This window comes from Pseudomonas sp. GXM4 (genome assembly GCF_008923895.1).
Classification (GTDB): Bacteria; Pseudomonadota; Gammaproteobacteria; order Pseudomonadales; family Pseudomonadaceae; genus Aquipseudomonas; species Aquipseudomonas atacamensis.
In genome coordinates, this window is the sequence record NZ_WBRZ01000504.1 from 1 (window position 1) to 1,238 (window position 1,238).

The window sequence follows — 1,238 nt, forward strand, 5'->3', positions numbered from 1 at the left end:
AAGATCAAAAGATCGCAGCCTTCGGCAGCTCCTACAGGAGACCGCATTTCAAAAATGTGGGAGCGAGCCTGCTCGCGCAGGCGTCGGGTCAGACCACCTCATTGAGGATCAGTGTGCGGTAATGCCCCGGGTTCGACCCCGACCACTTGCGAAACGCCTTGTAGAACGAACTGGCATCAGCAAAACCCAGGCGTGCAGCAATCTCGACGAAACTGATCGAAGGCTCTGCCAGCCAGGTGATTGCCAGCTCCTTGCGCACACTGTCCTTGAGGCCCTGATAGGTCTGCCCTTCCTCGGCCAGACGCCGGCGCAGGGTCGAGGCGGACATGCACAGTTGCTGGGCCAGCGCCTCGGTTTCCGGCCATTGCTCGGCGGGCAGCTGTCGCAGATCCTGCTTGATCCGGCTGGCGAGGCTGTCGGGGTCGCGGTACTTGACCAGAATGTTCGCCGGCGCCTGGGCCAGGAAGCGCTTGAGTTCTTCGGCACTGCGTTTGATCGGCAGATCGAGGCAATCAGCGGAAAAGATCATTCGTGTTCGCGGGCGCTCAAACCGCAGGTTTTCCGAAAACATCACCCGATAGTCATCAGTGAAATCCGGTTCGGCGCAGCGCAGTTCAATGGCGAGAATCGGAATCCGCCGCCCGGCCAGCCAGCATGCGACGCCGTGCACGATCATCCAGTAAGTGAAATAGGTAAAGGCGCGGCGCGGTTCGGCGTCGTCTTCGAGCAGGACGATTTCCGCAAGGCTCTGCTGATGCGCCAGTTGCGCCGGCAGTTTTTCCAGCATCAGCGAAAGAAAAGTCAGACCGGTGTCCAGCGCCGCCGCCAGCGTCGGTTGCGCCATGGCGCTGCGACACAGAAATGCCAGGCTGCCGGACTTGAGCGGGCGCGGGTCCATGCCGAAGAACTCGTCATCACCGCGTCGTGCCAGCAGGCGCCAGAGTTTGGCGTATTGCGAGGCCGGCACCCTGCCCTCATCGGCCGTTAACAGAGCCGGATCGATGCCGACCTTGGTCAACGCCTCATCCGTCGCCGCGCCCGGGGCGCAACTTTGCAGCAGCGCTTCGCGCACCAGTTGAATGGCAATGGTGTCTTTTTCCGCCATGGCGCGAGGTGAGCCTTGTTGTTTTTTGGGTGGTGGGCATCTTAACCCAGCTCCTGATTTAACCGCAGGACCAATGTGGGAGCGAGCCTGCTCGCGAACGCGGTGTGTCAGATAAACAAATGTCACAGGCATA

1 protein-coding gene is annotated in these 1,238 nt (G+C 60.7%); it reads right to left on the reverse strand.

Annotation, left to right across the window (positions count from 1 at the left end; all coding sequences use genetic code 11):
- Nucleotides 1-88: 88 nt before the first annotated feature.
- Complete coding sequence (locus F8N49_RS27765; RefSeq protein ID WP_071172424.1) at nt 89-1,105, reverse strand: AraC family transcriptional regulator; 1,017 nt, start codon at nt 1,103-1,105, stop codon at nt 89-91.
- Nucleotides 1,106-1,238 lie beyond the last annotated feature (133 nt).

Bases quoted from the DNA above. Each gene is read 5' to 3' on its own strand.
- F8N49_RS27765 (WP_071172424.1), bottom strand. From the start codon at position 1,105: ATGGCGGAAAAAGACACCATTGCCATTCAACTGGTGCGCGAAGCGCTG.